This window comes from Microbacterium meiriae (assembly GCF_040702565.1).
Classification (GTDB): domain Bacteria; phylum Actinomycetota; class Actinomycetes; order Actinomycetales; family Microbacteriaceae; genus Microbacterium; species Microbacterium meiriae.
Genome location: NZ_JBFBLJ010000001.1, coordinates 196,267 through 218,531 on the forward strand (window position 1 = coordinate 196,267; position 22,265 = coordinate 218,531).

Below are 22,265 nucleotides of genomic sequence, written 5' to 3' on the forward strand. Positions count from 1 at the left end.
CCAGCCTAGTAGCCTTGTTAGATGCCTCTACAAATTCCGGATCCCGTCCTCGGCGCCTGGGCGAAGGGGTTCCCGGCGCACGCCGCCGGGCTGCGTCTGTCGGAGGTCGGCGGTGCGGGGCTGCGCCTCTCGGACCTCGGCACGCCGGCGCTCACGGTGCATGCCGACGCGATCGCGCACAACGAGGACACGGTGTTCGGCTGGGCCGCGCGCGAGGGCGTCCACCTCGCCCCGCACGGCAAGACCACCATGGCGCCCGCGCTGTGGCAGCGCTTGCTGGACGCCGGGGCCTGGGGGATCTCCGTGGCGACGCCGTGGCAGGCCCGCGTCGCCGTCGACGCCGGTGTCCCGACGGTGCTCATCGCCAACGGGGTGACCGACGGCGCTGCGGCCCGTGAGCTCGGGGCGCTGCTCGCGGCCGACGAAGGCCTGCGGATCCTGTGCGGGGCGGACTCCCTCGCCGGCGTGGCGATCCTCGCCGACGCCCTCGCGGACGCCCCGCGTCCGCTGGACGTGCTCGTGGAGCTCGGCGGTGCACAGGGGCGCACGGGTGCGCGGACCGTGGCGGAGGGCGAGCGCATCGCCGCGGCGATCATGGCCGCCCCCGGTCTCCGCCTCGCCGGAGTGACGGGCTACGAAGGCCCCTTCGGCCCCGATCGCTCCGCGGCGTCAGTCGCCGCGGTGGACGGCTTCCTGGCCACCCTCGTCGAGCTGCATCGCCGACTGGAGTACCCCGACGGCGTCCGCCCCGTGCTCAGCGCGGGCGGCAGCTCCTTCCCCGATCGCGCCGCCGCGGTCCTCGGCGCCGCGGGAGCGGACGCCGAGGTCGTGCTGCGCTCCGGTGCCTTCCAGATCCACGACGACGGCTTCTACTCCCGCATGTCGCCGTTCGGTCCGCTCACGGACACCGCCCCGCTGCGCTCCGCGATGCACGCGTGGTCGCGGGTGGTCTCGCAGCCCGAACCCGGCCTCGCCCTGCTCGACGCCGGGCGGCGGGACGTGCCGTTCGACATCGACCTCCCGGTGCCGCAGTCGGTCGCCGGCACCGTGACGGCCCTGAATGACCAGCACGCCTTCCTCCGACCCGCCGACGGGGCGACCGTCGCGGTCGGCGAGGTCGTGCGCCTCGGCCTCTCGCACCCGTGCACCGCCTTCGACAAATGGCGCGTCGTCGCCGTGATCGACGACCCCGATGCCGCGGACCCGCGAGTGATCGGGGCGGTGGCGACATGCTTCTGAGCGCGGAGAAGGCGGCGGCGGGCCTCGTACGCGTCTACCGGCGGGCGACCGTCGTCGACGGCACCGGCGCCCCGCGCTTCGTCGCGGACGTCGCGGTGGAGGGGGCCAGGGTCGTCGCCGTCATCCGCGAGGGCGATGCCGCCCGGATCGAGCTGCCGGACGACGCGGTCGAGGTCGACGCGTCCGGCCTCGTCCTGGCGCCTGGTTTCATCGACATGCACGCGCATAGCGACCTCGCGGTGCTCCAGGGCGCCGCGCACGACGCCAAGATCCGTCAGGGGGTCACGACGGAGGTGCTCGGCCAGGACGGCCTGGGCTACGCGCCGCTGGACGAGGCGACCGCCGCCGTCATCCCCGCCCAGATCGCGGGCTGGAACGGGCGGCCGGCGGAGGTCCCGTGGCGGTCGATGGACGATTTCCTGGAGGCGATCGACGTCGCCGCGGTGGCCAACGCCGCGGTGCTGGTGCCGCAGGGCAACCTCCGGATGATGGTGGTCGGGCACGATGACCGTCGGGCGACCCCCGCCGAGATCGTGGCGATGGCCGACCTCCTCGGCCAGGCCCTGGATGCCGGGGCCTTCGGCATGTCGAGCGGCCTGACCTACACCCCGGGGATGTACGCCGACGTCGCCGAGCTGGAGGCGCTCTGCCGAGTGGTCGCGGAGCGCGGCGGCTACTGGGCGCCGCACACCCGCAGCTACGGACGGGCGGCGCTGGATGCGTATCGCGAGGCGATCGAGATCGGCCGCCGTACCGGGTGTCCCGTCCATCTCACGCACGCGACCATGAACTTCGCGCCGAACCGCGGGCGTGCCGCGGAGCTGCTGGCGCTCGTCGACGAGGCGACGGCCGACGGCGTCGACGTGACGCTGGACACCTACCCGTACCTCCCGGGGGCGACCACTCTCGCGGCGCTCCTGCCGAGCAGGCTGGCGGCGACCGGCGACCTGCTGGGCGTCCTGGCCGGCCTGGATGCGGAGGGGCGCGAGGCCGTCCGCGTCGAGCTGGAGGAGATCGGCTGCGACGGGTTCCACGGCGAGGTGGCGGACTGGTCGGTGATCCAGATCTCGGGGACGGGCACCCCCGCTCTGGCCGGCCTCGTCGGCCGCACGATCGCCGCCATCGCGGCGGAGACCGGGCAGCGCGCCGTGGACGTCGTGATCGACACGATCCTCGCCGATGCGGGCGCCACCGGCGTGCTCATGCACATCGGCGACGAGGACAACGTCCGCGCCATCATGCGGCACCCGCGGCACTCCGGAGGCAGCGACGGCATCCTCATCGGTGCCCGGCCGCACCCGCGCGGCCGCGGCACATTCCCTCGCTACCTCGGTCACTACGTCAGGGACCTGGGGGTGCTGAGCCTCGAGGAGGCCGTCCGCCATCTCTCCGGCAACCCGGCCGCCCGCCTGGGCCTCGACCGCGGTGACGCGCCGCGCGGTGTGCTCCGCGAGGGCGCCACCGCCGACCTGGTGCTGTTCGACCCGGAGACGATCGCGGCCGGAGCCACGTTCGACGACCCGCACGGTGCGCCGCAGGGTGTGCGCGAGGTTCTCGTCGGCGGTGTGCCGGTCGTCATCGACGGCGACCCCGCCGGTGCGGTCGCCGGCCGCGCGCTGCGGATGCCCCCCTCGGCTCCGCGCGCGACGGTGCCGCACGTCGTCGCAGAGATCGACTCCCTGGCTCCGGGCTTCCGATGGACCCCGTCGACGCCGATCGAGGCGGCGCCGGAGTTGGCCGCGGCCGTCGCACGACTCGGCGGCGGGGGAGCGGACGACACGCTGCCCGCCATCCGCCTCGTGATCGATTCGGAGCTGGGCGCCGCGGCATCCGCGGCAGGGCGCCATGGCCCCGAGGCCTTCCGCGTGACCGCGACGGCCTCGGGGATCGAGATCGCGGGGGCGACGCCGGAGGGGGTCTTCCGCGGCGCGACCACGCTCCGTCAGCTCCGCGACCCGGACCACGACCCCGCTCTCCCCGCGACGATCCCGGCAGGGCGCTGGGAGGGCTCTCCCGCCTACGCCTGGCGTGGAGCGATGCTCGACGTGGCGCGCCACTTCCGCCCTGCGGAAGACGTACGTCGTCTCATCGACCTGCTCGCCGATCACCACCTCAGCATCCTGCACCTGCACCTGACGGACGATCAGGGCTGGCGGTTCGAGGTGCCGGGGTATCCGCGCCTGACCGAGGTCGGTGCGCGGCGCGAGGCCACGCAACGCGGCCACGGCCCTGAGGCCACGGTCGAGCCCGGCGTGCACGAGGGCTTCTACACGACCGCCGAGCTGCGCGACCTCGTGCGGTATGCGGCCGAGCGCTTCGTCACTCTCGTGCCAGAGGTGGAGCTGCCGGGACACATCCAGGCCGCGCTCGCCGCGTACCCGGAGCTGGGCAACCTCGACGTCGGGACGCCGCCCACCGGGCCGTGGGAGCGTTTCGGCGTGAACGCGCGCACCCTCGCGCCGACCGAGGAGGCGCTGGCCTTCGGCCGTGCCGCCATCGATGCGCTGTGCGACGTGTTCCCGTCCGCATGGATCGGGATCGGCGGCGACGAGGTCCCGGTGACCGAATGGGCCGACAGCGCCACGGCCGCCGCGCGGATGCGGGAGCTCGGGCTGGCCGCCGCGCACGACGTCCAGCCCTGGTTCACGGCGCACTTCGTCGCGCACGTCCGCCGCAGGGGACGGACGGCACTCGCCTGGGACGAGGTGCTGGAGGGCGAGGTCCCGGAGGGCGTGCGCATCCTCGCCTGGCGCGGATCGGTCGCCATGCGCGAGGCACTGCGGCGGGGGATCCCCGTTGTCGGGTGCCCGGATCTCGAGGTGTACCTCGACTACCCGCAGTCCGAATCGGCCGAGGAGCCCATCCGCGTCGGGCCCCCGCTGACCATCGAGCGCGCGTACTCGTTCGAGGTCGTCGACGGCGCGGTCGGCGGGCAGGCGAACATCTGGACGGAGCACCTGCCGAGCAGGGACCGGGTCGACTTCGCGATGTTCCCGCGCCTCGCCGCGATCGCGGAGCGGTTGTGGGACGGGGGAGAGCCCGCGCCCTTCGCGGACTTCGCCCGGCGGCTGCCCACGCATCTGCGGCGCCTCGCCGCGGTGGGCGTGCGGTATCGTCCGCTGGACGGGCCGTCGCCCGAGCAGCGGCGACCGGGGGTTCCCGGCAAGCCCATGACCGTCGAGACCCGGGAGGGGATCGTCGCCGGGCTCGTCGAGCGGCTGCTCCGGATGGCGGCGGACGACGAACCGCCGCGGTCGGCATGATGTCACGTTTCGGTAACCCTGCCCGCGGAATCGCGCGGAACAGTTGCACAAATCCTGTTCGTAAGGTCTACTAACAAACATGTCCGTTTCGGATGATCAGCGCCCCGCGGCGACGACTGACTTCGTCGCCGCGAACGCGCACGCCTTCGGCCCCGCGCGGCATCTCCGCTCGCGCACCAAGGTGCTCCCCGAGCACGCCCGCGGACACAACCGCGCGCTCGTGCTGCAGACGCTGTATCACTCGGGGGCGATGAGTCGCGCTGACCTCTCCCGCGAGACCGGCCTCACACGCGTCACGATCTCGGATCTGGTCGCGGAGTTCATCGCCGACGGCATCGTCGTCGAGATCGGCGTGCGCGAGGCCGTCGGCCCCGGCAAGCCGCCCATCCTCATCGACATCGATCGGGTGGGGCATCAGATCATCGGGCTCGACCTCTCCGGCCCGACCGCCTTCGAGGGCGCCGTCCTCAGCCTGGACGGCGACGTGCTGGAGCGGCGGCAGGTGCCGCGTCCGGAGACGCCGGACGGCGATGCCGCGTATGAGGCTCTCCGCGGCCTCGCGCAGACCCTCGTCGAGATCGCCACACAGCCGGTGCTCGGCGTCGGCATCGGCACCCCGGGTGTCGTGCGCCCCGACGGCCTCGTCCTCAGCTCGCCCAACCTCGGCTGGACGGACTTCCCGCTGGAGGCGAAGCTCAGCGCCGACCTCGACCTGCCGGTGCTCGCACGGAACGACGCCAATGCCGCGGTCCTCGCCGAGTACACGTTCGGCGAGGCGGAGGCCGACTTCATGCTGATCAAGATCGGTCGAGGCGTGGGTGCTGGGCTGATCACCGGAAGCCAGCCGCTCCTCGGCAGCCGTTTCGCCGCCGGGGAGATCGGCCACGTCGTCGTCGGCACGGACGGCGGCCCTCGCTGCGCCTGCGGCAAGATCGGCTGCCTGGAGGCATGGCTGAGCGTGAGTCGCATGCAGGAGGCGCTCGACGCCGACCCGGCCGCCCGCGAGGAGATCCTCCGCGACTCCGGGACCCGCATGGCGATCGCGATCGCCCCGATCGTCGCCGCCCTGGACCTGTCCGAGGTCGTGCTCTCCGGGCCCGCCGAGCTGCTGGACGGCACGCTCATCGATGCGGCCGTCGAGACGCTGCACGCGCGGACGCTCGAGGGCGTCTTCGAGGACGTCATGGTGCGGCTCACCCGTCAGGACGACATCGTGCTCCGCGGTGCCGCCGTCATGGTCCTCTCCGGGCAGCTGGGGGTGTCGTGACATCCGCGACCATGATCGGGAACGGCATCCGATGATCATCCCCGCCTCCGCCGACCGCGCCGGTCGGCCCCTTCGCGTGGGTCTGGACGTCGGCGGCACGAAGATCGTCGCCGTCGCCGTCGATCCGGCAGGGACGATCCTCGCCCGCCTCCGCCGCCCGACCGGGTGGGGAGAGGACGCCGTCGTCGACAGCATCGTGTCGACCGTCGCCGCCCTTGCCGAGGAGAGCGGACTGCCGCTGTCCGCGGTCGGATCCGCCGGCATCGGCATCCCCGGCCTCGTCGATGCGGAGACCGGCCGCGTGCTGCACGCGGTGAACCTCGGCGTGGAGTCGCTCGACCTCGCGGCGCGCGCCGAGCAGGCGCTCGGCGTTCCCTTCCGGGTGGAGAACGACGTGAAGGCCGCCGCGCTCGGCGCCGCGGTCCTGAGCGACGTCGCCGGCTCCATGGCCTATCTGAACCTCGGCACCGGCGTCGCCGCCGGCATCGTGGTGGACGGCCGCATCTGGCGCGGCGCACGCGGGACCGCCGGCGAGGTTGGACACCTCTCCGTCGATCCCCGCGGCCGGCTGTGCGGGTGCGGGCAGCGCGGCTGCGTGGAGACCTTCTGCGGCGGTGGGGCGCTGGCCAAGGCGTGGGGACGTCCCGGTGCGCTGCCCGTCAAGGACATCGTCGAGGCGGCTGACGCGGGCGATCCGCACGCCCAGGCCCTGCAGGCGGACCTCTTCTTCGGGGCCGCGGCGGCCGTGCGCGTGCTCGTGCTGTCGGCCGACGTCGAGACCGTGGTCATCGGCGGGGGACTCACCGCTCTCGGCGGCCGGCTGGCGGCGGGGGTCCGTGCCGCCCTGCACGCCGGTGCCGAGGCGTCACCGTTCCTGAAGTCCCTGCGGCTGGATGAGAGAATCGAACTGCTCCCCGCGGGTTCCCCCGCCGCCGCTTTCGGCGCCGCTCTGGTGGGCGCATCCATTTCTGAGAAGGAGATCGTTCCGCATGGCTGAGGTCGTCATCGTCGAGAATGCCGAGGCCGCCGGCGCCCTGGTCGCCACCGAGGTCGTCGAGCTCATCGACAGCCGTCGGGACGCCGTCCTGGGGCTCGCGACCGGATCGACGCCGCTGCCGGTCTATCAGGCTCTCCGCAGCCGCCTCGCGGGACGCGACGTGTCGCAGGTGCGCGGCTTCGCGCTCGACGAGTACGTCGGCATCGACCCGTCCCACCCGGAGAGCTACCGCTCCGTGATCACCCGTGAGGTGGTGGAGCCGCTCGGCCTCGACCCGGAGCGCATCCACGTGCCGAACGGCGCGCAGGCCACCATCCAGCACGCCGGTGAGGACTACGACGCGGCCATCGCGGCGGCCGGCGGCGTCGACCTGCAGATCCTCGGCATCGGCACGGACGGCCACATCGGGTTCAACGAGCCCGGGTCCTCTTTCGCGTCCCGGACGCGGGTGAAGACCCTCACCGAGCAGACGCGCGAGGACAACGCCCGTTTCTTCGACTCCATCGACGACGTGCCGATGCATTGCATCACGCAGGGCCTCGGCACCATCCTCGAGGCCCGCCACCTCGTGCTGCTGGCATTCGGCGCCGGCAAGGCGGAGGCGGTGGCCGGCGCGGTCGAGGGGCCGCTCACGGCGCTGCTGCCCGGATCGGCCATCCAGTTGCACCCGCACGCCACCGTCGTCGTCGACGAAGCCGCCGCGTCGAAGCTGCAGCTCGCGGACTACTACCGCTACACGTTCGCGAACAAGCCCTCCTGGCAGGGCATCTGACCCGGACGGGCTAGCGCGCTGCGGCGGGCCAGGCGAGCGGCAGCAGGTGCTCGACGCTCAGCGGGGCCAGCGGAAGCGTCGCGACGTCCGCCGGGGTGATCCAGCGCAGTTCGGCGAGCTCGGCCTGCACCCGGACCCCGTCGGGATCGATCGAGGCCGAGAACGCGTCGGCCACGACGCGGTGCCCCGGCTCGTTGGCGGCCGCCGACACGAAGCGCCCCAGCGGCCGGAGGTCGGTCTCCGCGAGCTCGAGACCGAGCTCCTCGTGCAGCTCCCGGATGAGGGTCTCGGCGGGGGACTCGCCCGCTTCCGGCTTCCCTCCCGGCTGCATGAAGCGCGTCGTGCCGTGCTTGCGGACGACCAGGACGCGGCCCTCCGCATCGACGATCACGGCCGCGCTCACGTGGATGTCAGGCATCGGGGGAGAAGACCTTTCCGGGGTTGAGGATGCCGAGCGGATCGAACACGGCCGCGATGTCGCGCTGAAGGCGCCACTGGTCCTCGCCGAGTTCGTCGGCCAGCCATCGTCTCTTGAGGACGCCGATGCCGTGCTCGCCGGTGAGGGTTCCGCCCAGCCGGATCGCGGCGCGGAAGAGCTCATCGGCCGCCTCCCACACCCGGGCCGGGGTCTCCGGGCCCTCGAAGATGAAGTTCGGATGCAGATTGCCGTCGCCCGCGTGTGCGACCGTCGGGATCACCATGTCGAACTCCCGCTCGATCCGTGCGATCTCGTCGAACATCGCCGGCATGGCGCTCCGCGGCACGGAGACGTCCTCGATGAGGGTGGTCCCGAGCGACGCCATCGCGGCGTGCATGGATCGCCGGACCGCGAGCAGCCGATCGCCCTCGACGGGGTCGTGCGAGACCACGGGGACGCCCTCGTGGGCGCTCAGGATCGCGGCGATGGCCTCCGCCTCCGCGCGGGCGGCGGGGCCGTCGGTCTGGATCGTCAGCTGCGCGGCCCCCGGCGTCGGTGCCGGGAGCCCGAGGAGGGCATGGACGGCGGTGAGACTGGCGGCATCCATGAGCTCCATGATCGCCGGCTGGATTCCCGCAGCGGTCACGGCGGCAGAACCCGCGGCCGCGGCTCGCACGCCGGGGAAGGTCGCGGTCACCGTGCAGGTCTCGCCCGGCACCAGTCTGCGCAGCTTGAGCGTCGCCCCGACGACGACGCCGAGCGTTCCCTCCGATCCCACCACGAGAGCGGTGAGGTCGAGCCCGGTCACGCCCTTCACGCTGCGGTGGCCGAGGTGCAGCAGGCGACCGTCCGCGAGGACGAGGTCGACGCCGAGGACCGCATCCCGCACGACACCGTACTTCGCGCAGAGGAGTCCGCCGGCTCCGGTCGCGATGTTGCCACCCACCGTCGAGATGTCGTGGCTGGCGGGGTCAGGGGCCCACCAGAGGCCGTGCGCGGCCAGGTGCGCGTTGAGGTCGGCGTTGAGGATCCCGGGTTCGACCACGGCGAGGAGGTCGTCCGGTCGCACCTCGAGGACGGCGTCCATCCGGCGGAGGGTGAGGACGATCTCGCCGTCGCCCGCATTCGCGGCGCCGGCGAGCCCCGTCCCGGCGCCGCGTACGACGACGGGAGTGCGCGTGGCGGTGGCGATCCGCATCGTCTGCTGCACGTCGTCCACGCTCTCGGCATGGACGACGGCCTGCGGGAGGCCCACCGCGGCATGACCCGACCTGTCGGACCTGGCGTCCTGCCTCGCCTGCTCGCTGACGTCCACGCGCGCCCCGAGGGCGTCGCGGAGCAGCGAGACGACGCTCACGACCGTGCGCTCATGCCAGGGCGCGGCGTCCGCTGAGGACGCCCGCGACGACGGCGACCAGGGCGAAGGCGGTGCCGATCAGGGCCTGCCCCATGGACCACCAGGCGATGGTCACGCCCACGTAGATGAACAGTTCGACGACCGCCCGGAGGAAGGGGTGCACGCGAAGAACCGGCCGCGGCGAGAGGAAGAGCGCCCACAGCAGCAGGGTGACCACGGGGGCGCCGACGCCGATGACGATGCTCCACGGCAGGTCCCAGCTGGCGAACCCCCACAGGGCGAGCGAGGCGATCGCCACGATGAGGACGACGACGCGCACGATGTCGAGGGCCGTGATGGCCGGACGGTCGACGCCGGCGACGGGGGCGGAATCCGGGGTCATGCGTCCAGTCTATTCCGCGACCGGAGCGTCCTCGGTCGGAGCCGGGGCCTCCGTGGCCGGGGCCTCCTCGGCCGGTGCGGCCGGTGCAGCTTCGGCGGCCGGCGCAGCTTCGGGGGCCGGCGCGGGCTCCGCCGGCGCGGGCTCCACGGGTGCGGGAGCTGCCTCGACCTCGTCGGCGGGTGTCGCGGTGTCCTCAGAGACGGCGGGCGCCGGGGCCTCGACCGGAGCGGTCACCGGCTCGGCCTCGTCGATGACGACCGCCGTCTGCTCGACAGGCGCAGCCGCCGCAGCGCGCTCATCGGCCGCCGCGTCCTGGGGCTGCAAGGCGTAGAGCGTGGTGACGGCCGACGGGGCGTCCGCGCCGGAGGGGAGGACGTAGCGGAAGGTCACGGGCACGAGACTGGCGAACAGGAACTGGTCCAGCGAGGCGCGGAGTTCGAGGGTGCCGGTGCCGTCCTCGCCGAGGACGACGCTGCCGGCGTCTGCGGTGCCGAGGAGAGCCTGCACGATCGTGCCCGGAGCTCCGGCGATCGGCACGAGGTAGTACCAGTGCAGGTCTTCGCCGAGCCAGTAGTCGGCGGGGCTCCAGGTGGGCGGCTCCGTCGGGATCGTAGGATCCACGGGGTCCACGGGGTCCACGGGGTCGACCGGGTCGACCGGGTCGACGGGGTCCACGGGGTCGACCGGCTCCACCGGATCGACCGGATCGACAGGGTCCACGGGATCGACGGGGTCCACGGGATCGATCGGGTCCACCGGAGCGACGGGCGGCTGCGTGGCCTCGGGAAGCGCCGCGGGGACATCCGGGACGGCGGGTGCCGTGTCGGGCCCGGCCTCCGAGGAGACGGGCGGCGCCGCCTCCTCCTCGGCAGGAGGTGCAGGCGTCTCGTCGTTCTCCGGCGTCTCGATCACCACGGGCTCGTCGAGGTTCAGCGAGGAGTCCGGGGCGATGTCGGTCGCGATCGACGACGGGTCGGTGTCCGAGGCGCTGGGCAGGGAGGTCGCCGGGTTCGCGCCCGCGAGTCCGGGGACGATGGCCGCTGCGGCGACCACTCCGGCCACCACGAGGGCTGCCGACCCGGCGCCGACGACGGCGCCCATACCCGTGAAGACGCCGCCCGTGCTCGCGCCCGAGCCGGCGCCGCCGGCCGATCCCGCTCCTGAGCCGGCTGCGCCCGCGCCGGAGGTGGCCGCCGCGGCCTGGCCGATGCCGCCGTCACCGACGAACACCGCGCCCGGGATGGTGGACGACATCCCCGCCACGGCCAGGACCGGCGCACCGCCCTGCAGGGCGGCGAGGTACCCGGAGGCACCGGTGGCGCCGAGGACGAGCGGGAGCAGGACGAGGGCGAGACGCTTGGAGACGTCCTTGGCCTCGGCGGCGACGATCATGCAGCGGGCACACTCGTCGAGGTGCAGCTCCAGGCGACGGTGGTCGCGGGTCGCGAGGTTGCCGCGCGAATAGGCACCGAGGTGCTCGATCGTCCACTGGCACTCGGAGCCGGGGCTCGCGCTCCGCAGGTGCGCCTGGATCCACGCCTCGCGGAGCCCCTCACGCGCACGGAACGCGAGCTGCGACACCGCGCCGGCCTTCATCCCGAGGAGCGGAGCCACCTCCTGCGGCTTCATCTGCTCGATCTCGGTGTACCAGAGCACTTCCTGCCACCGCGACGGGAGGCTGCGGAAGGCCTGCGCGGTGAGGCTGCGGTCGAGGGCCTCGTTCGTGGCGTGCTCGGTGCTGTCCGGATCGGCCACCGTGTCGAGCTCGTCGATCGCGGTCTCGCGACGTGCTCGTCCCCACGCCGCGGCGGTGTTGCGGATGCTGGTGAAGAGGTAGGCGCGGAACGAGCCGTTGGGGCCGCCGCCCTTGAGGATCGCCTGGTAGATGCGGGTGTAGGACTCCTGCACCAGATCGTCGGGATCGATCGACGAGGTCACCGATCGCGCGACGGCCATGCCGGACGGATAGTGCCGCCTCCAGAGTTCCCCGAACGCCCCCTTGTCGCCGGAGCGGACGCGGAGGATCAGGTCGGCATCGCCGATGGTCTCGTCTGGTGTGGTGTTCTCTCGGTGCACGGTCATCCATCTGGTCCCGGGGCACACAACCGTCCCCAGGAGGAGAGACGCGAGAAGGCGTCTTTCATTACGCGGTCGGACCATTCTCTCGCGAAATAGGCGCGGTGGCCACCCCCAGGGAGGACTCGGAGCAGATGCTCGGGGACGCCGCCGCGCCCCGGCGGTGCTGCCCGGCGAGAACTTTCTGAACTTTTTTCCGAGAACCGCGTAATGAACCGGGCCGGCCCTCGTCTCATCCCGTAGAGACAGCCGAAATGGACTCCACCGGGGGGCGGAGTTCCGGCGCTGGTGCGGGGGGTACTGCACCAGTGGGCGGGTCGGGATCCTCGGGGGAGGAGCTCCCGGCCCCGCCCGCTCGAACGGGAGGGAAAGGGCCGCCGATCTGGGGAGAACGGCGGCCCTCCACTCCCACCTCGCGAGAAGCGCGACGTCGATCTGGGGAATCCGGCGCCGCCATCTCGTCCGATCGACCGGAGACCGCAGCGCTGCGCGTCGCGCGAAGCGCTGCACGCCTAGGCGGGCAGCGCCGGTCCTGTCCAGACCCGCGCGACGCGCAGCTCCGCGTCCAGCAGCACGGCATCGCCGAGCAGGCCGGGACGCAGTGCGCCGAGGTGGGGGTCGCGCCCGATGGCCCGCGCCGGCGTCTCCGTGAGCGCACGCACGACCTCCGGCAGATCGACGCCCGCTGCCACGGCCCGCTGCAGCGCGACGTCCTGGGTCAGGGTGGAGCCGGCGATCGAGCCGGTGTCGTCGGCGCGGGCCACGCCGTTCTCGACGGTCACCTTCACCGCACCGAGGTCGTATCTGCCGTCGGCGCTTCCTGCGGCCGCCATCGCATCGGTGATGAGCGCCACGCGGTGCGGGGCCGCGTCGAACACGAGCTTGACGACGTGGGGGTCGAGGTGGACGTCGTCGGCGATGGCCTCCAGGATCACCCGGTGGTCGGCGGCCGCGGCGAGCACCGGGCCGGGAGCGCGGTGGTGGATGCCGGGCATCGCGTTGAACGCGTGGGTCAGCAGCGAGGCGCCGGCCTCGAAGGCCGCGACGGCCATGGCGGCATCAGCATCGGTGTGACCCACGGCGGCGGCGGCGCCGGCCGCGACGATCTGACGGACGGCGTCGATCCCGCCCGGGAGCTCCGGAGCGATGGTGACCTGGCGGACCGTGCCTTCTCCGGCCTCCAGCAGCCGGGCCACATCGGCCGCGACGGGGTGCCGGAGCAGCGTGGGCTCATGGGCCCCATGGTGACCGGGGTCGAGGAACGGGCCCTCGAGGTGCGAGCCGAGCACGTCCCCGTCGGTCCTGGTCAGGGCGGCGATCAGGGCGACGCTGCGGGCCAGGTCGTCGATCGTGCCGGTGACGAGCGAGATGACCGCCCTGGTGGTGCCGTGCTCGCGGTGCAGGGTCCGCCCCGTCCGGATCGCGTCCACCCCGTCGTCGTACGCGGCGCCCGCTCCACCGTGACCGTGGATGTCCACGAAGCCCGGCGTGAGCAGCGCGCCGGGGCCTGCCACCTCCGTCCCGTCCACCACCTCGGTCGCGGGCTCCCAGTCCGTGCCCGTGCCGCGCGCGACGACGACGCCGTCCTCGATGCGCACCCACGCGTCCTCGGCGATCTCCCCGCGATCGACGAGGCGGACGGAGTGGATGACGAGGGAACCGGTCGCGGAGGAGAGGGTCTTCAACGGGCGCTCCAGGGGATCTCGGGGGCGGGGTGGAAATCGACCCCCTCAGCCTTCCACAGCGGTGCGAGCGCACCGAGTCGGTCGCGGAAGGACTCCCACGTGCGGCCGACGCCCTCGCGCGGCGACCAGGCGATCTCGGCCTGCGCGGCGGCACGGGGGAACACGAGCTGCTCCACCTCGTCGAGCGTGCGGGTGGTCTCGGACCACAGCGGCGCCTCGATTCCCAGGATCGCCTCGTCCGGCACGTCGAGCACAGCGGTCGGCTCCCACTCGTAGGCGCGACGGACGTCGATGATCGCGGCCCAGGTGAGACCCAGCGGGAAGTCGGCGGTGTACTTCATGTCGAGGTAGGTCGCATCCGCCGCCGACACGATGAGGGCGCCGCCGCGCTCGACGAAGTGCGCGGCCTCCTCGGCGTGCGTTCCGGTCGGCGTCGTCATACCCCAGTACTGGCCGACCGTGCCGGAGGCGATGCCCGCAGCCGAGCCCATCTCGTGCCAGGCCACCGGGGTCTTGCCCTCCTCGACGACGATCGCCGTCGCGCGCTCCGCGAAGAGGTCGAAGTCGGCCTGGGGCGTGCCGAGGGACTCGTCGCCGCCGATGTGGATGTACGGCCCCGGGGTCATCTCGGCGAGCTCGCGGACGACGTCGCGGACGAATCGATACGTCTCCTCCTCGTGGATGCGCATGCTGGAGTGCCCGACGCCCCAGCCCAGATAGGGCTCTCCGGCCACCGGGAGCGGCTGGCCGAGCTGCTCGGACTGGGTCACCAGTGCGTCGTTCAGGACGGGGGCCTCGACCAGCTCGGGGTAGGCCACGCCGATCGCGTGGGTGTGCCCGGGGAGGTCGACCTCGGGGATCACGATCATGTGGCGTGCAGCCGCGTACGCCACGATTTCGCGGTAGTCGTCCTTGGTGTAGAAGCCACCGGGGGCGCCGTCGGCCGCGGTGGTGGCCGCCCGCTTGGTGAGCAGCGGCCAGGAGTCGATGTGCACGCGCCAGCCCTGGTCGTCCGTCAGGTGCAGGTGCAGGTGGTTGAACTTCAGCGCGGTGGTGCTGTCGATGAATCTCTTCACGTCGTCGACGCCGAAGAAATGCCGGGCCACGTCGAGCATGACGCCACGGCGGGCGAAGCGCGGGGCGTCCGCGATGTCGGCACGGAGCAGCGCCCAGCCGGCGTCGTCCTCACGCAGCAGCTGCAGCAGCGTCTGGACCCCGTAGAAGAGCCCCGCCTCATCGGCGCCGATGAGGATGGCGCGGTCGCCGATCTCGAGCGTGTAACCCTCCGGCGCGGAGGATGCCGGATCGACGAACAACTCGATCTCGGCGGGGCCGGAGTCCGCCGCGGTGAGGGTGAGGCCGGTGCGGCGTGCGACGGCGTCGATCAGCTGTCCGGCGGCGGGGGAGGAGCCGAGCACACGCGTCGTCGCGGACAGCGGCAGGCGTCCGTCGCGGGCCTTCGCGGACACCGGTGCAGGGACGAGGGGCAGATCAAGAGGTAGGACCATGAACAAAACCTAGCCGCCGGAACACCGCAAGGGAACAGGGCGATCGAAACGATTCTGGAGGCGGTGGGCACGACGCCCGAAACGACCGCGTGCGCGGCGTCGCGCATCGGCTATGCTCGTAACCGTCGCGACTGGCGTCTGGGTGGACAACCACCGGGGAGCGACTGACCACGGAATTCGACCGCGCGCCTGGGCCGATAGGAACACCCTTTTCGAATCCGTCGTCAAGAGGAGCACGTCATGACCGACCGTTACTTCAACGCCCCGCTGTCCGAAGTCGACCCGGAGATCGCCGAGGTCCTCGATCGCGAGTTGAAGCGCCAGCAGACCTTCCTCGAGATGATCGCCTCGGAGAACTTCGTCCCCGTCTCGGTCCTGCAGTCGCAGGGCTCCGTGCTCACCAACAAGTACGCCGAGGGCTACCCCGGCCGTCGCTACTACGGCGGCTGCGAGGAGGTCGACGTCGCGGAGGAGCTCGCCATCTCCCGCGCCAAGAGCCTGTTCGGCGCCGAGTTCGCGAACGTCCAGCCGCACTCCGGTGCCTCGGCGAACGCCGCGGTCCTGCACGCGATCGCCCGCCCCGGCGACACCCTGCTCGGCCTCTCACTCGACCAGGGCGGCCACCTCACGCACGGCATGAAGATCAACTTCTCCGGCCGCCTCTACGACATCGTGGCCTACGGGGTCGACGCCGAGACCTCGACGATCGACATGGACGAGGTCCGCCGCCTCGCCATCGAGCACAAGCCCAAGGTCATCATCGCCGGGTGGTCCGCCTACCCGCGCACGATGGACTTCGCCGCGTTCCGCGCCATCGCCGACGAGGTGGGCGCGATCCTCTGGGTCGACATGGCGCACTTCGCCGGCCTCGTCGCCGCCGGCCTGCACCCCAACCCGGTGCCGCACGCGCACGTCGTGTCCTCCACCGTGCACAAGACCATCGGCGGCCCCCGCTCGGGCTTCATCCTCACCAACGACGCCGACCTCGCCAAGAAGATCAACACCGCGGTGTTCCCGGGCCAGCAGGGCGGGCCGCTCATGCACGTGATCGCCGCGAAGGCGACCGCCTTCAAGCTCGCAGGCACGCCGGAGTTCAAGGAGCGCCAGGAGCGCGTGCTGCGCGGGGCGAAGCTCATCGCCGAGCGCCTGTCGCAGCAGGGCGTGAAGGACGCCGGCATCGCGGTGCGCTCGGGCGGGACGGACGTGCACCTCGTGCTCGTCGACCTCCGCGACGCCGAGATCGACGGCAAGCAGGCGGAGGACCTCCTGCACGACATCCACATCACCGTGAACCGCAACGCCGTGCCGAACGACCCGCGTCCGCCGATGGTGACCTCGGGCCTCCGCATCGGCACGCCCGCGCTCGCGACCCGCGGTTTCGGCGACGCCGAGTTCACGGAGGTGGCCGACATCATCGCCCTCGCGCTGCTCCCCGGTGCCGACATCGAGGCGCTCCGTGCCCGCGTGGACGCGCTCGCCGCGGCCTTCCCGCTCTACCCGGACCTGCAGCAGTGACCGCGGTCGTCCTCGACGGCAAGGCGGCGGCGGCCGACATCCGTGCCGAGCTGACGGAGCGGGTCGCGGCGCTGAAGGAGAAGGGCGTCACCCCCGGCATCGCCACGGTGCTGGTGGGAGCCGACCCCGCCTCGCAGCTCTACGTGGGCATGAAGCACCGGCAGTCCGAGGCGATCGGGATGAACTCGATCCAGCGCGAGCTGCCGGCCGACGCCACCCAGGCCGACGTCGAGGCGCTGATCGACGAGCTCAACGCCGATCCCGCCTGCCACGGGTACATCGTGCAGCTGCCGCTGCCGAAGCACCTGGACACTGACGCGATCTTGGAGCGGATCGATCCGGCGAAGGACGCGGACGGGCTGCACCCGACCAACCTCGGACGCCTCGTCCTCAATGTCAACGCGCCGATCCACACGCCGCTGCCGTGCACCCCGCGCGGGGTCATCGAGCTGCTGCTGCGCAACGACTACGACCTCAAGGGCAAGCACGTCGTGGTCGTCGGTCGCGGTGTCACGATCGGGCGCTCGATCGGGCTGCTGCTGACCCGTCGCGACCTCAACGCCACGGTCACGCTGACGCACACCGGCACGGTCGACATGCCGCGCTACCTGCGGGAGGCCGACGTGATCGTCGCGGCCGCGGGGGTCAAGCACCTCATCCGCGCCGAGGACGTCAAGCCCGGAGCCGCGGTGCTGGACGTCGGCGTGACCCGGGAGACGGACCCGGAGACCGGGAAGAACCTCGTGTTCGGCGACGTCGCTCCCGAGGTCGCCGACGTCGCCGGGTACCTGTCGCCGAATCCGGGAGGGGTGGGGCCGATGACCGTCGCCCTGCTCATGACCAACGTCGTCGAGGCGGCCGAGCGGACGGTCTGACCTCCGCGCCGCGTCGCAGATTCACGCGAACGCCGCAGGGATCCCGGTGATCCCTGCGGCGTTCGTGCGTTTCTGCGGACTCAGACCTGGCCGTGCAGCGAACTCTCCACGCCGCTGATCCGGGCCTGCTCGTCGAAGCGGATCGTCGCGGTGCCCGAGGCATCCGTCACCGTGGCGCCGGAGAACGACTCGTCCGTCCAGGTGAGGGTCCACCCGGCGAGGCGGGCGAGGTCCCAGACGGCCGTGCGGGCGTCGGGTAGGGGCGTCTGCGCGAGGGTGCGGGGGAGGGCCACCACCGTGTCGGCGACCGTGAGCGGGGCCAGCGGCGCGTCGAGCAGGAACACCGCGCGGGTGCCGCCGTCGACGGGTGCCGAGTAGTACGGGGAGCGTCCGGTGAGCTCGACCGCGACGCCGCCGATCGTGTGCGCCGCGCGGGCGATCCAGTCCGCGTCGCCCGAGGCATCGGCGGGGAACGGGACCTCGGGGGTGGTGAGCTCGGCGATCCCGTGCTGCTCGCCGTAGGCGCGGAGCTGTGCCGCGACGCCCTGGGGGTCGCCCTGCGGGTGCGCCCACGCCCACAGCAGCGAGCGCGGACCGGGGGCGATCGTGGCGATGAGGTGCGCGCGGGTCACGAGCTGCCGGGTCGGGTCGGCGTTCGCGGTGAAGGTCAGGGTCCCCGCAGCGAGATCGGCGTCCCACCGGTGCTCGCCGAGTGCGTCGGCGGCCGCGGAGAGGGCGTCCTGGCGGAGCGCGGTGAAGAGAGCGGCACGGTCGGCGAGGGGCTGCAGCGGGGGGAAGGTCATGCTCACAGTCTCGCCGGGATTGCTATGAATCCGCCACTCCCGCGCGCTCCGTGACGGCCGCCGCGGGGCGCCCCATCCGCCACACCGCGGGGACGAGCAGCGTCACCAGGGCGATCGCGGCGTAGAGGACGGCGGAGGTGGTGAGCACGGTGGCCGGTTCCGCGTGCGTCACCAGCCAGCCGTACACGAGCGTGCCGATGGGCATCACGACGAAGCTGCCGAGCATGTCGTAGCTCGCGACCCGCGAGAGCTTCTCGCCGGGGATGTTCTCCATCATCGCGAGGTTCCAGCCGGTCGCGAAGACCTCGGCCCCGGCCCCGGCCACGAACGCGGCCATCGCGAGCAGCACCACGGCCGGGTGCACGCCGAGGAGGGTGAGCGGCAGGGCGAACACCGCCATCCCGATCATCCCGTAGCGCAGGGGGCGGCGGAGCGGGAACCACATCAGCAGCAGGGTCATCACCAGGACCCCCGCGCCCTCCGCGCTCACGACCCACCCCCAGCCGGAGATGCCGAGGCGATCGTCGTTCTTCGCGATGTAGGGGCCGACGACGCCCCAGGCTCCGACGTGGATCGCGTTCATGATCATGAAGGCCAGCACGATCGTCCACAGCCAGGAGCGGCTCCAGAACTCGCGCCAGCCCACCCGGAGGTCGTGGAACATCGTGGTGCCGCCGGAGGCCGCAGGCGGCGGGAGCTTCACGAGGGCGAGGACCGGGATCGCGAGCAGCCAGCCGGCCGCCTGGACGACCATGGCCCACGCGGGTCCCGCGGTCGCGACCAGGACGCCCGCGATGACCGGCCCGCCGATCGTGACCGCCGAGCGGACGAACGACAGCATCGCGTTCGCCTGCTGGAGGTGCGCGGGAGTGGTCAGCTGCGGGATGATGCCCTGCATCGCCGGGAGCACGAACGCGGACGAGGCGCCGTTGATCGCGGACAGCACCGCGAGGAGCGGGACCGTAGCCGTGCCGGTGAACAGCAGAGCGGCCATCGCCCCGACCGACAGGATGTCCACGACGTAGCAGGACTGGATGATGAGGGCGCGGGGGACGCGGTCGGCGACGACCCCTCCGAACAGGACGAACACGATGTTGCTGATCGTGAAGGCCGCGAGCACGATCGAGAGCGAGCGGGCGTCGTTGTCGATCTCAAGCACTGCGAACGCCAGGGCGATGGCCGACATCGAGCCGGTGACGAGCGTCAGGGCGCGCGCGAGGAAGAACCACCGGAAGTTGCGGTCCTGCATCGCCGCCAGTCTGTGCACCGGCTCATCCTTCCCGGCCGCTTCGAATCGCGCAAATGGCCCCATTCCGGCCGCGGATGGAGCCAGGTGCGCGACTCGAAGTCAGTAGCTGGGGCGGCCGGGGGCGTCGGAGCGGGGGAGGAAGCGGGCGGCGAGGGCCTCGGAGGCACGGGCGAGGAGGGCGACGTCGGCGCCGACGGCCACGAAGTCCGCGCCCGCCGCGAGATACGCGTCGGCGGCGGAGGGGTCGAAGGCGTTCACGCCCATCGGCTTCCCTGCGGCGCGGACCGCGGCGAACACCGACTCGACGGCGGCGACCACGTCCGGATGCGTCTGCTGTCCGAGCAGGCCCATCGACGCGGACAGGTCGGAGGGGCCGACGAACACCGCGTCCACTCCGTCCACCGCGGCGATGTCGGCGGCGGCCTCGACCCCCGCGGCCGTCTCGATCTGCACCGTCAGCGACACGTGCTGCGCGGACTCCTGCAGGTACCGGTCGACGCGGTTCCAGCGAGCGCTGCGGGCCAGGGCGCTGCCGACCCCGCGGACGCCCTCGGGGGGATACCGCGTCGCGGCCACGGCGGCCCTGGCCTCGTCGGCGGACGACACCATCGGCACGATGAGGTTCTGCGCGCCGAGGTCGAGCACCTGCTTGATCGCGACCGCATCGTTGAAGGGCACCCGGACGAGCGGGGTGACCGGATAGGCCGCGACCGCCTGGAGCTGGGTCAGCACGGACTCGAGCGTGTTCGCCGAGTGCTCCATGTCGATGAGCAGCCAGTCCAGCCCGGACCCCGCGGCGACCTCGGCGAGCAGCGGGCTGCCGGAGCACACCCACATGCCGACGAAGGGGCGGTCGGACGCGGCGAGCTGCTCACGGAAGGACGGATCTAGACGAAGCGGCATGTGATGGTCCCCATCGGTCCGTAGTCGCACAGCACCTCGTCGCCGCGCGACACCCACATCGGGCGTGTGAACGATCCTGCCAGGATGATCTCGCCCGCCTCCAGACGCGCGCCGTGCTGATGGAACTTGTTCGCGAGCCAGGCGACTCCGGTGGCGGGGTGGCCGAGCACACCTGCGGCGACACCGGTCTCCTCGATCTCCCCGTTGCGGGAGAGCACGCCGGGGACCCACCGCAGGTCGATCTCGTCCGGGCGCTTGCGCACCGTCCCCAGCACCATCGCCCCGTAGGCGGCGTTGTCGCTGATGGTGTCGACGATTGTGCGGCCCTCGAGCTCGATGTGCGAGTTCAGCACCTCGAGGGCCGGCACGGCGTAGTCGATCGCGGCGAGGGCGTCGTCCAGCGTGCAGTCGGGGCCCTCCAGGGGCTCCTTGAGCACGAAGGCGAGCTCGACCTCGATGCGGACGTTGGAGAAGTGATCGGTGGGGATCTCCGCGCCTGACTCGTATACGGTGTCGTCGAACATGACGCCGTAGTCGGGTTCGGTGATCCCCGTCGCCTGCTGCATGGCCTTCGACGTCAGACCGATCTTGCGGCCCACGAGCCGACGTCCGGCCGCGACCTGCGAGTCCCGCCACACGCCCTGGATGGCGTACGAGTCCTCCACGGTCGCCTCGGGGTATCGCGCGGTGATGCGCGGGATCACCCCGTGGGTGCGGTCGGCCTCGGCGAGCTCCGCCGCGATCTGCGCGATCGTCTCCTCAGACAGCATCCGTGACCCCTAAAGCTGGTGGCCGAGCTTGTACTCGCCCTGCTTGTACTCGGGCATCGAGGTCTCGCCCTCGTCCGCGCGGGTGTAGGAGAAGCCGTCGGCGCCGATCGTCACGGCCATCTCGCTGGAGTCCGTGCGGGCGATCACCGGCTGCGGGTTGCCGTCGAGGTCGAGCACGAGCGAGGCGTCGGTGTACCAGGAGGGGACGACGGGGGTACCCCACCAGTCACGGCGCTGGTTGTCGTGCACGTCCCAGGTGACGACAGGGTTGTCGGGGTCACCGGTGTAGTAGTCCTGCGTGTAGATCTCCACGCGGTGGCCATCGGGGTCGCGCAGATAGAGGTAGAACGCGTTGGAGACGCCGTGCCGGCCGGGGCCGCGCTCGATGGCGTCGGAGCGGCGCAGCGCCCCGAGCTTGTCGCAGATCGCGAGGATGTTGTGCTTCTCGTGCGTGGCGAAGGCGACGTGGTGCATGCGCGGACCGTCGCCGCCCGTCGCCGCGGTGTCGTGCACGGTGGGCTTGCGGCGCATCCACGCGGCGTACACGGTGCCCTCGTCGTCCTGGATGTCCTCGGTCACACGGAAACCGAGGTCCTGGTAGTGGCGCACCGCGCGCGGCACGTCAGGGGTGACCTGGTTGAAATGGTCGAGGCGCACGAGCTCGCCGGGGGTGTGCAGGTCGTACCGCCAGGACAGGCGCTCCACGTGCTCGGTGGCGTAGAAGAACTCGTACGGGAAGCCGAGCGGGTCGACGACGCGCACCGAGTCGCCGATGCCCTTCACGAAGCCGTTCTCCTGCCGACGGACGTCGCAGCCGAGCTCCGTGTAGAACTCCACGGCACGGTCGAGGTCCTCCGCGGCGCGCACCCGGTACGAGAACGCGGCGACCGCGGCGATCGGCCCCTGACGCAGCACGAGGTTGTGGTGGATGAACTCCTCGGTCGAGCGCAGGTAGATCGCCTCGTCGTCCTCCTCGGTCACGTACAGGCCCAGGATGTCGACGTAGAACTGGCGCGAGGCGGCCAGGTCGGTCACGACGAGCTCCATGTACGCGCACCGCAGGATGTCCGGCGGGGTGCTCTTCGGCGTCGCGACGGGGTTGTCGCTCTGGATCGGTGCCTCCTGGCTCACGTAGTAGCCGGAGGAGGTGAGGGTCTTGGCGGCCTTGTCGGTCATGTCAGCGTCC

Annotated in this window: 18 protein-coding genes and 1 riboswitch; of the genes, 7 read left to right on the forward strand and 11 right to left on the reverse strand. The window is 72.1% G+C overall.

Going from position 1 to position 22,265, the window contains the following annotated elements:
• Positions 1 to 21: 21 nt before the first annotated feature.
• The 5 genes from AB0310_RS00975 to nagB all read left to right on the forward strand — a co-directional run bounded on the left by AB0310_RS00975 (position 22) and on the right by nagB (position 7,538).
• Positions 22 to 1,239 carry a type III PLP-dependent enzyme domain-containing protein gene (locus AB0310_RS00975; RefSeq protein WP_366236386.1) on the forward strand — a complete coding sequence of 406 codons (1,218 nt, stop codon included), beginning with the start codon at positions 22 to 24 and terminating at the stop codon, positions 1,237 to 1,239.
• A complete protein-coding gene (locus AB0310_RS00980; RefSeq protein ID WP_366236387.1) occupies positions 1,230 to 4,502 on the forward strand; it encodes a family 20 glycosylhydrolase in 3,273 nt (1,090 codons plus the stop codon). The genes AB0310_RS00975 and AB0310_RS00980 overlap by 10 nt, the downstream gene beginning before the upstream one ends.
• A gap of 79 nt (positions 4,503 to 4,581) precedes the next feature.
• Positions 4,582 to 5,769: an ROK family transcriptional regulator gene (locus AB0310_RS00985; RefSeq protein WP_259951940.1), complete on the forward strand. Its 1,188-nt coding sequence runs from the start codon at positions 4,582 to 4,584 to the stop codon at positions 5,767 to 5,769.
• A gap of 31 nt (positions 5,770 to 5,800) precedes the next feature.
• Positions 5,801 to 6,766, forward strand: a complete 966-nt coding sequence (locus AB0310_RS00990) for an ROK family protein (RefSeq protein WP_366236388.1) — start codon at positions 5,801 to 5,803, stop codon at positions 6,764 to 6,766.
• Positions 6,759 to 7,538 carry a glucosamine-6-phosphate deaminase gene (gene nagB, locus AB0310_RS00995; protein WP_366236389.1) on the forward strand — a complete coding sequence of 260 codons (780 nt, stop codon included), beginning with the start codon at positions 6,759 to 6,761 and terminating at the stop codon, positions 7,536 to 7,538. The genes AB0310_RS00990 and nagB overlap by 8 nt, the downstream gene beginning before the upstream one ends.
• 10 nt (positions 7,539 to 7,548) lie before the next feature.
• On the opposite strand, the gene AB0310_RS01000 is transcribed toward nagB, so the two are convergent.
• The 6 genes from AB0310_RS01000 to AB0310_RS01025 form a co-directional block, all read right to left on the reverse strand.
• Complete coding sequence (locus tag AB0310_RS01000; RefSeq protein WP_187663474.1) at positions 7,549 to 7,956, reverse strand: NUDIX hydrolase; 408 nt, start codon at positions 7,954 to 7,956, stop codon at positions 7,549 to 7,551.
• Positions 7,949 to 9,313, reverse strand: coding sequence for an FAD-binding oxidoreductase (locus AB0310_RS01005; protein ID WP_366236390.1), 1,365 nt, complete (start codon positions 9,311 to 9,313; stop codon positions 7,949 to 7,951). Before AB0310_RS01005 ends, AB0310_RS01000 begins: the two co-directional genes overlap by 8 nt.
• A 10-nt stretch (positions 9,314 to 9,323) precedes the next feature.
• Entirely contained in the window at positions 9,324 to 9,695 is a 372-nt protein-coding gene (locus tag AB0310_RS01010; protein ID WP_187663476.1) for a YrdB family protein, read from the reverse strand.
• 9 nt (positions 9,696 to 9,704) lie between these two features.
• Positions 9,705 to 11,777 carry a sigma-70 family RNA polymerase sigma factor gene (locus AB0310_RS01015; protein ID WP_366236391.1) on the reverse strand — a complete coding sequence of 691 codons (2,073 nt, stop codon included), beginning with the start codon at positions 11,775 to 11,777 and terminating at the stop codon, positions 9,705 to 9,707.
• A 506-nt stretch (positions 11,778 to 12,283) separates the two neighbouring features.
• Positions 12,284 to 13,456: an N-acetylglucosamine-6-phosphate deacetylase gene (locus AB0310_RS01020; protein ID WP_366236392.1), complete on the reverse strand. Its 1,173-nt coding sequence runs from the start codon at positions 13,454 to 13,456 to the stop codon at positions 12,284 to 12,286.
• The gene (locus tag AB0310_RS01025; protein WP_366236393.1) at positions 13,453 to 14,964 is read right to left on the reverse strand and encodes a beta-N-acetylhexosaminidase; all 1,512 of its coding nucleotides are present in this window, start codon (positions 14,962 to 14,964) and stop codon (positions 13,453 to 13,455) included. The genes AB0310_RS01020 and AB0310_RS01025 overlap by 4 nt, the downstream gene beginning before the upstream one ends.
• Before the next feature lie 117 nt (positions 14,965 to 15,081).
• A riboswitch (ZMP/ZTP riboswitch) is annotated at positions 15,082 to 15,166 on the forward strand.
• A 38-nt stretch (positions 15,167 to 15,204) separates the two neighbouring features.
• On the opposite strand from AB0310_RS01025, the gene glyA reads away from it, so the two are divergent.
• Both glyA and AB0310_RS01035 read left to right on the forward strand, forming a co-directional pair.
• Positions 15,205 to 16,479 (forward strand): serine hydroxymethyltransferase, encoded by a 1,275-nt coding sequence (gene glyA, locus AB0310_RS01030; RefSeq protein WP_366236394.1) that lies wholly within the window; start codon positions 15,205 to 15,207, stop codon positions 16,477 to 16,479.
• Positions 16,476 to 17,354: a bifunctional methylenetetrahydrofolate dehydrogenase/methenyltetrahydrofolate cyclohydrolase gene (locus AB0310_RS01035; protein ID WP_187663480.1), complete on the forward strand. Its 879-nt coding sequence runs from the start codon at positions 16,476 to 16,478 to the stop codon at positions 17,352 to 17,354. Before glyA ends, AB0310_RS01035 begins: the two co-directional genes overlap by 4 nt.
• Before the next feature lie 80 nt (positions 17,355 to 17,434).
• On the opposite strand, the gene AB0310_RS01040 is transcribed toward AB0310_RS01035, so the two are convergent.
• The 5 genes from AB0310_RS01040 to hpaD all read right to left on the reverse strand — a co-directional run bounded on the left by AB0310_RS01040 (position 17,435) and on the right by hpaD (position 22,255).
• Positions 17,435 to 18,157, reverse strand: coding sequence for a DUF6882 domain-containing protein (locus AB0310_RS01040; protein WP_187663481.1), 723 nt, complete (start codon positions 18,155 to 18,157; stop codon positions 17,435 to 17,437).
• 22 nt (positions 18,158 to 18,179) lie between these two features.
• Entirely contained in the window at positions 18,180 to 19,424 is a 1,245-nt protein-coding gene (locus AB0310_RS01045; protein WP_366236395.1) for an MFS transporter, read from the reverse strand.
• 81 nt (positions 19,425 to 19,505) lie between these two features.
• Positions 19,506 to 20,309 (reverse strand): HpcH/HpaI aldolase family protein, encoded by an 804-nt coding sequence (locus AB0310_RS01050; protein WP_366236396.1) that lies wholly within the window; start codon positions 20,307 to 20,309, stop codon positions 19,506 to 19,508.
• Positions 20,294 to 21,079, reverse strand: a complete 786-nt coding sequence (locus AB0310_RS01055) for a fumarylacetoacetate hydrolase family protein (RefSeq protein ID WP_259951969.1) — start codon at positions 21,077 to 21,079, stop codon at positions 20,294 to 20,296. The genes AB0310_RS01050 and AB0310_RS01055 overlap by 16 nt, the downstream gene beginning before the upstream one ends.
• Before the next feature lie 9 nt (positions 21,080 to 21,088).
• On the reverse strand, positions 21,089 to 22,255 hold the full coding sequence (hpaD, locus tag AB0310_RS01060; RefSeq protein ID WP_366236397.1) for a 3,4-dihydroxyphenylacetate 2,3-dioxygenase: 1,167 nt from the start codon (positions 22,253 to 22,255) through the stop codon (positions 21,089 to 21,091).
• Between the last annotated feature and the right edge of the window lie 10 nt (positions 22,256 to 22,265).

What these genes read in the sequence shown, in the direction of transcription:
- AB0310_RS01015 (WP_366236391.1), bottom strand. Translation starts at nt 11,777, where the DNA reads ATGACCGTGCACCGAGAGAACACCACACCAGACGAGACCATCGGCGAT.
- AB0310_RS00975 (WP_366236386.1), top strand. Translation starts at nt 22, where the DNA reads ATGCCTCTACAAATTCCGGATCCCGTCCTCGGCGCCTGGGCGAAGGGG.
- glyA (WP_366236394.1), top strand. Translation starts at nt 15,205, where the DNA reads ATGACCGACCGTTACTTCAACGCCCCGCTGTCCGAAGTCGACCCGGAG.
- AB0310_RS01055 (WP_259951969.1), bottom strand. Translation starts at nt 21,079, where the DNA reads ATGCTGTCTGAGGAGACGATCGCGCAGATCGCGGCGGAGCTCGCCGAG.
- AB0310_RS00990 (WP_366236388.1), top strand. Translation starts at nt 5,801, where the DNA reads ATGATCATCCCCGCCTCCGCCGACCGCGCCGGTCGGCCCCTTCGCGTG.
- AB0310_RS01010 (WP_187663476.1), bottom strand. Translation starts at nt 9,695, where the DNA reads ATGACCCCGGATTCCGCCCCCGTCGCCGGCGTCGACCGTCCGGCCATC.
- AB0310_RS00980 (WP_366236387.1), top strand. Translation starts at nt 1,230, where the DNA reads ATGCTTCTGAGCGCGGAGAAGGCGGCGGCGGGCCTCGTACGCGTCTAC.
- AB0310_RS01050 (WP_366236396.1), bottom strand. Translation starts at nt 20,309, where the DNA reads ATGCCGCTTCGTCTAGATCCGTCCTTCCGTGAGCAGCTCGCCGCGTCC.
- AB0310_RS01040 (WP_187663481.1), bottom strand. Translation starts at nt 18,157, where the DNA reads ATGACCTTCCCCCCGCTGCAGCCCCTCGCCGACCGTGCCGCTCTCTTC.
- AB0310_RS01025 (WP_366236393.1), bottom strand. Translation starts at nt 14,964, where the DNA reads ATGGTCCTACCTCTTGATCTGCCCCTCGTCCCTGCACCGGTGTCCGCG.
- nagB (WP_366236389.1), top strand. Translation starts at nt 6,759, where the DNA reads ATGGCTGAGGTCGTCATCGTCGAGAATGCCGAGGCCGCCGGCGCCCTG.
- AB0310_RS01000 (WP_187663474.1), bottom strand. Translation starts at nt 7,956, where the DNA reads ATGCCTGACATCCACGTGAGCGCGGCCGTGATCGTCGATGCGGAGGGC.
- AB0310_RS00985 (WP_259951940.1), top strand. Translation starts at nt 4,582, where the DNA reads ATGTCCGTTTCGGATGATCAGCGCCCCGCGGCGACGACTGACTTCGTC.
- hpaD (WP_366236397.1), bottom strand. Translation starts at nt 22,255, where the DNA reads ATGACCGACAAGGCCGCCAAGACCCTCACCTCCTCCGGCTACTACGTG.